The following is a 5984-nucleotide window of genomic DNA, read 5'->3' on the forward strand; positions in this document are numbered from 1 at the left end:
CACTTTGTGGATCAGGTGCGGGGTTTCTTCCGCCACTTTTTCAATTTCTACGCCGCCTTCGGTGGAGGCCATAAAGACCACGCGACGGGAGCTACGGTCTACTACCGCGCCCAGGTACAGCTCTTTACCGATGTCGGTCGCCGCTTCAACCAGAATCTGGTTAACCGGCTGGCCGTTGGCGTCCGTCTGGTAAGTGACCAGACGTTTGCCCAGCCAATGTTCAGCGAAAGCGCGGATGTCTTCTTTGGAGTTAACGACCTTCACACCGCCCGCTTTACCGCGGCCACCAGCGTGAACCTGACATTTCACTACCCACGGGCCAGCGCCGATTTTTGAAGCGGCTTCTTCTGCTTCGCGCGGAGTAGTACAGGCATAACCCACCGGAGCCGGCAAACCATAGCGGGCAAAGAGTTGTTTTGCCTGATATTCATGTAAGTTCATGTGTTCTATCCATCCTATAAAATGTTGTTGAGTTGTTGTCTGGAACTCGGGCGCTTCCCGGCGTCACTTCGTTCGGCCGGGCTACAATCTCGTAGCTCGGCCGAGCGAAGCGACGCCGGGGTTAACTCAAAACTACACGTCCAGCAGAAGACGGGTTGGATCTTCCAACAGCTCTTTAATTGCCACCAGGAAGCCTACAGACTCGCGCCCATCGATCAGACGGTGGTCATAGGACAACGCCAGGTACATCATCGGCAGAATTTCCACTTTGCCATTCACCGCCATCGGGCGATCTTTAATGGCGTGCATACCCAGAATCGCGCTCTGAGGCGGGTTGATGATCGGGGTAGACATCAGGGAACCAAAGACGCCACCGTTGGTAATGGTGAAGTTACCGCCGGTCAGATCTTCTACGGTCAGCTTGCCGTCACGGCCTTTCACCGCCAGCTCTTTGATGTTCTTTTCGATGTCAGCCATGCCCAGCGCGTCAACGTCACGCAGTACCGGGGTCACCAGACCGCGCGGCGTAGACACCGCCATGCTCACGTCGAAGTAGTTGTGGTAAACCACGTCATCGCCATCGATAGAGGCGTTCACTTCCGGATAGCGTTTCAGCGCTTCAACCACCGCCTTCACGTAGAAGGACATAAAGCCCAGACGGATACCGTGACGTTTTTCAAACGCGTCACCGTACTGCTTACGCAGGTCCATGATTGGCTTCATGTTGACTTCGTTGAAGGTGGTCAGCATGGCGGTGGAGTTTTTCGCTTCCAGCAGACGCTCGGCCACGCGCTTGCGCAGACGGGTCATCGGGACGCGTTTTTCGGAGCGGCCCGCCAGCGGCGCAACCGGAGCGGCGGCAGCCGGTGCAGCAGCGGCTTTCGCCGGCGCTTTTGCCAGGTGCTTCTCAACGTCTTCACGGGTCAGACGGCCGCCGACGCCGGTGCCTTTAATGGCGCTGGCTTCGAGGTTGTGCTCGGCCAGCAGGCGACGGATCGCCGGGCTCAGCGCTTCGTTATTTTGCTCTTCCAGCGACGCCTGCTGGCGCTGCGCCGGAGTAGACTCTTTGCTGTCAGCCTTAGCGCTGGTTTCTTTACCGGCGCTGTTGCCTTCACGCAGGCGACCCAGGATCTGACGGGAAGTGACGGTGGTGCCTTCATCTTCCAGAACGGCGTCAAGAATGCCATCCGCCGACGCCGGTACTTCCAGTACCACTTTGTCAGTTTCGATTACTACCAGCACGTCATCACGTACTACCGCATCGCCCGGTTTTATATGCCAGGTGGCCACGGTCGCAGCGGCTACGGATTCAGGCAGGTCTGGGACCAGAATATCTACGCTCCTCATTATGTATCCTTAATAACTCGACGTTCAGCGCGTCATTGACCAGATCTTGTTGCTGCTTCTGGTGAACGGACATATACCCTACCGCCGGTGAGGCGGAGGCCGGGCGACCTGCGTAACGCAGAGCGGCCCCAAATGGAACTACTTCACGGAAATGATGCTGGCTGCAGTACCAGGCGCCCTGGTTAAGCGGCTCTTCCTGGCACCAGACAAAATCATGCACGTGAGCATAAGGTTTCAGTGCTTCCTGTACCGCCTGGTGCGGGAACGGATACAGCTGTTCGATACGCACGATAGCGACATCTTTCTGGTCGTTTTTGCGACGCTGTTCCAGCAGGTCGTAGTAGACCTTACCCGAGCACAGCACCACGCGTTTCACCGCTTTCGGATCCAGCTCGTCAATCTCGCCGATCGCCGGTTGGAAGGTACCGTTCGCCAGTTCATCGAGGCTGGATACCGCCAGCGGATGACGCAGCAGCGACTTCGGCGACATCACCACCAGCGGACGACGCATCCCGCGCAGCGCCTGACGACGCAGCATGTGATACACCTGAGCCGGGGTAGACGGTACGCAAACCTGCATGTTCTGCTGGGCGCAAAGCTGCAGATAACGTTCCAGACGCGCGGAGGAGTGCTCCGGACCCTGGCCTTCATAACCGTGCGGCAGCAGCATCACCAGACCGCACATACGGCCCCATTTCTGCTCACCGGAGGAGATGAACTGGTCAATCACCACCTGCGCGCCGTTAGCGAAGTCGCCAAACTGGGCTTCCCAGATGGTCAGCGTGCGAGGCTCAGCCGTCGCGTAGCCGTATTCGAACGCCAGCACCGCTTCTTCAGACAGTACGGAGTCCCATACTTTAAAATCGCCCTGCCCGTTATGCACGTGCTGCAGCGGGGTGTAGGTGGAACCGTTAGTCTGGTTATGGATCACCGCGTGACGGTGGAAGAAGGTACCACGACCGGCGTCTTCACCGGACAGACGAACCGGAATGCCTTCGTCAACCAGCGTCGCGTACGCCAGGTTTTCTGCGCCGCCCCAATCGAACAGCTTCTCGCCCGCCGCCATCGCCTGACGGTCGCCGTAGATTTTCGCGACGCGAGACTGCATTTCAACCGCTTCCGGTACGGTGCTGATGCGGTTAGCCAACTCCTGCAGGCGCTTCATGTCAACCTTGTTCGGGTAACTTTCGTCCCACTCGTGGTTGAGGTACGGCGACCAGGTAAAGGAGTGCATATTCATTGGACGCCACTCTTTCACCACGCATTCGCCCGCGTCCAGAGCGTCGCGATACAGGTTAACCATCTCGGTGGCATCTTCCAGCGTCGCGACTTTGTCCGCTTCCAGCTTGTCAGCGTAGATTTTGCGCGGGGTCGGATGCTTTTTGATTTTCTGGTACATCAGCGGCTGGGTTGCGCTCGGCTCGTCGGCTTCGTTATGGCCGTGACGGCGGTAGCACACCAGGTCGATGAACACATCGCGTTTGAAGGTATTGCGGAAGTCCAGCGCCAGGCGGGTGACGAAAGCAACGGCTTCCGGGTCATCGGCGTTGACGTGGAAGATCGGCGCCATCACCATCTTACCGATGTCGGTACAATACGGCGTAGAACGCGCATCCAGCGGGTTAGAGGTGGTGAAGCCCACCTGGTTGTTAATCACGATGCGAACGGTACCGCCCACTTCGTAACCGCGCGCTTTGGACATGTTCAGGGTTTCCTGAACCACGCCCTGGCCGGTAACGGCGGCATCGCCGTGAATAGTGATTGGCAGCACCTGGTTGATGCTCGGCTCGTCCAGACGATCCAGACGCGCACGCACGGAGCCGATAACCACCGGGCTAACGATTTCCAGGTGTGACGGGTTAAACGCCAGCGCCAGGTGTACCAGGCCGCCTTCGGTTTCGATGTCGGAGGAGAAGCCCATATGGTACTTCACGTCACCGGTGCCTAGGTGTTCTTTATGTTTGCCGGAGAACTCGTCGAACAGTTCCTGCGGCTGTTTACCCAGCACGTTGACCAGTACGTTCAGACGACCACGGTGGGCCATCCCCAGTACCACTTCACGGGTGCCGCTCTTGCCCGCATGGCGGATCATCTCTTTGAGCATCGGCACCAGCGCGTCGCCGCCTTCCAGCGAGAAGCGTTTTGCCCCTGGGAACTTCGCGCCCAGGTAGCGTTCCAGACCTTCAGCCGCGGTCAGTTCGCTCAGGAAGCGCGTTTTCTCTTCGGCGGTAAAGGTGGCATGCCCCGCTTCAAAACGCTGCTGAATCCAACGTTTTTCTTCGGTGCTGGTAATGTGCATATATTCCGCGCCAATGTGGCCGCAGTAGGTCTGTTTGAGCGCGTCAATCAGATCCCCGAGCTTCATCGTTTCTTTGCCGATAGCGAAAGAACCTACGTTAAAGCTCTCCTGGAAGTCGGCCTCAGTCAGATCGTGGAAAGCGGGATCTAAATCAGCGACTCTATCCTGCTGCCACAGTCCCAGCGGATCGAGATTCGCATGCTGGTGACCACGGAAGCGGTAAGCGTTGATAAGCTGCAGGACTTTAACCTGCTTCGCATTCGTGTCAGGGTCGGAAATCGAAGAGGAGTAACGTGAGGCATCCTTCGCCAGACGACGGAAATAATCACGCGTTTTGGAATGAAATTGATCCGGTTTGACTCCGGTACCAGGTAACTGCTGGAACATTGAACGCCAGTGAGCGTCGACAGAGTCAGGATCGGTTAAGAAGTCTTCATAGAGCTGTTCTATCCAGCTCTGGTTGGCACCAGAGAGGTAAGAAGAGTCCAGCCAGGCTTTCATTGCGCCGTTCTGCATCGTGATCCCTTAAGCAGTTTATGCTTATTTCGCCGTGGATAACTACGACGTACGCCGGTAAAGCACACGTCCCAGGGTTCACTTGCGAGCTCTTGTATCTGCACTGGCCCGCGAAGGAACCTTTAGAAACTGTCTTAAGAGTTTTTTACTCTCACCCTTCCCCTCTCTCAGAGGAAGTGCATGTGGCAGTTTTTAAAGGTTTCCTGCATGTTTGTTGCCTGATGGCGCTTCGCTTATCAGGCCTACGGGGATGTAGGCCGGATAAGACGGTACGTCGCCATCCGGCAACAACGACTACTTACGCACTACGTTGCAGCAGCATCGACTTAATATGGCCGATGGCGCGCGTCGGGTTCAGCCCCTTAGGACATACACTGACGCAGTTCATGATGCTATGGCAGCGGAATACGCTGAAAGCATCACTTAAACCTTCCAGGCGGCTGTCGGTTTCGGTATCGCGGCTATCAATTAAGAAACGATACGCGGCCAACAGGCCTGCCGGGCCGATAAACTTGTCCGGGTTCCACCAGAACGACGGGCAAGAGGTCGAACAACACGCGCAGAGAATACACTCGTACAGACCATCGAGCTTCTCACGCTGCTCCGGCATCTGCAGATGCTCACGAGCCGGAGGATTTTGCCCATTATTCAATAAGTAAGGCTTAATCTTCTCATATTGTGCGTAGAATTGCCCCATGTCTACCACCCAATCGCGGATCACCGGCAGACCTGGCAGCGGACGAATGACAATTTTCTTACCCGGCTGATTCAGCGCGGAGATCGGCGTGATGCACGCCAGACCATTTTTGCCGTTCATGTTCAGGCCATCAGAACCGCAGACCCCTTCACGACAGGAGCGGCGGAACGACAGACTTGGATCTTTTTCTTTCAGCTGCATCAACGCATCGAGCAGCATCATGTCGCGACCTTCTTCCGCTTCCAGGGTGTAATCCTGCATACGCGGAGCATCGTCTACGTCCGGGTTATAACGATAAACTGAAAACTCGAGTTTCATTTTCCTGTCTCCGCATTAATAAGTACGAATCTTCGGCGGGAATGCCGGACGCAGTTTCGGTTCCATGTTGACGCTACGACGCGTCATGGATTCCGACTCTGGCAGATACAGGGAATGGCACAGCCAGTTTTCATCATCACGATCCGGGAAGTCGAAGCGGCTATGCGCGCCACGGCTCTCGGTACGGAAGTTTGCCGACATCGCGGTGGCGTACGCCGTTTCCATCAGGTTATCCAGATCCAGACACTCAACGCGCTGGGTGTTAAATTCACTGGAGGTATCATCCAGACGGGCGTTTTTCAGGCGCTCACGAATCGCTTTCAGCTGCTCAAGCCCTTTGGCCATCGCATCACCTTCACGGAATAC

At 56.4% G+C, this 5984-nt stretch carries 4 protein-coding genes and 1 pseudogene; all 5 read right to left on the reverse strand.

All coding sequences use genetic code 11. The annotated features are described in order from the left end of the window. Window positions 1-441 (reverse strand): ATP-grasp domain-containing protein (locus ACK5JN_RS23015; protein WP_416872269.1); only part of this gene is annotated, 441 nt, incomplete at its 3' end. Between the two features lie 132 nt (window positions 442-573). After that, window positions 574-1788, reverse strand: coding sequence for a 2-oxoglutarate dehydrogenase complex dihydrolipoyllysine-residue succinyltransferase (gene odhB, locus ACK5JN_RS23020; RefSeq protein ID WP_416872270.1), 1215 nt, complete (start codon window positions 1786-1788; stop codon window positions 574-576). After that, a complete protein-coding gene (sucA, locus tag ACK5JN_RS23025; protein WP_416872271.1) occupies window positions 1751-4603 on the reverse strand; it encodes a 2-oxoglutarate dehydrogenase E1 component in 2853 nt (950 codons plus the stop codon). The genes odhB and sucA overlap by 38 nt, the downstream gene beginning before the upstream one ends. Before the next feature lie 298 nt (window positions 4604-4901). Then, window positions 4902-5618, reverse strand: a complete 717-nt coding sequence (sdhB, locus tag ACK5JN_RS23030) for a succinate dehydrogenase iron-sulfur subunit SdhB (protein WP_416872272.1) — start codon at window positions 5616-5618, stop codon at window positions 4902-4904. A 15-nt stretch (window positions 5619-5633) separates the two neighbouring features. Beyond that, a pseudogene (sdhA, locus tag ACK5JN_RS23035) lies at window positions 5634-5984 on the reverse strand (succinate dehydrogenase flavoprotein subunit); the annotation flags it as partial.

The sequence above is a fragment of the Kluyvera sp. genome (assembly GCF_047971185.1).
Taxonomy (GTDB): Bacteria; Pseudomonadota; Gammaproteobacteria; order Enterobacterales; family Enterobacteriaceae; genus Kluyvera.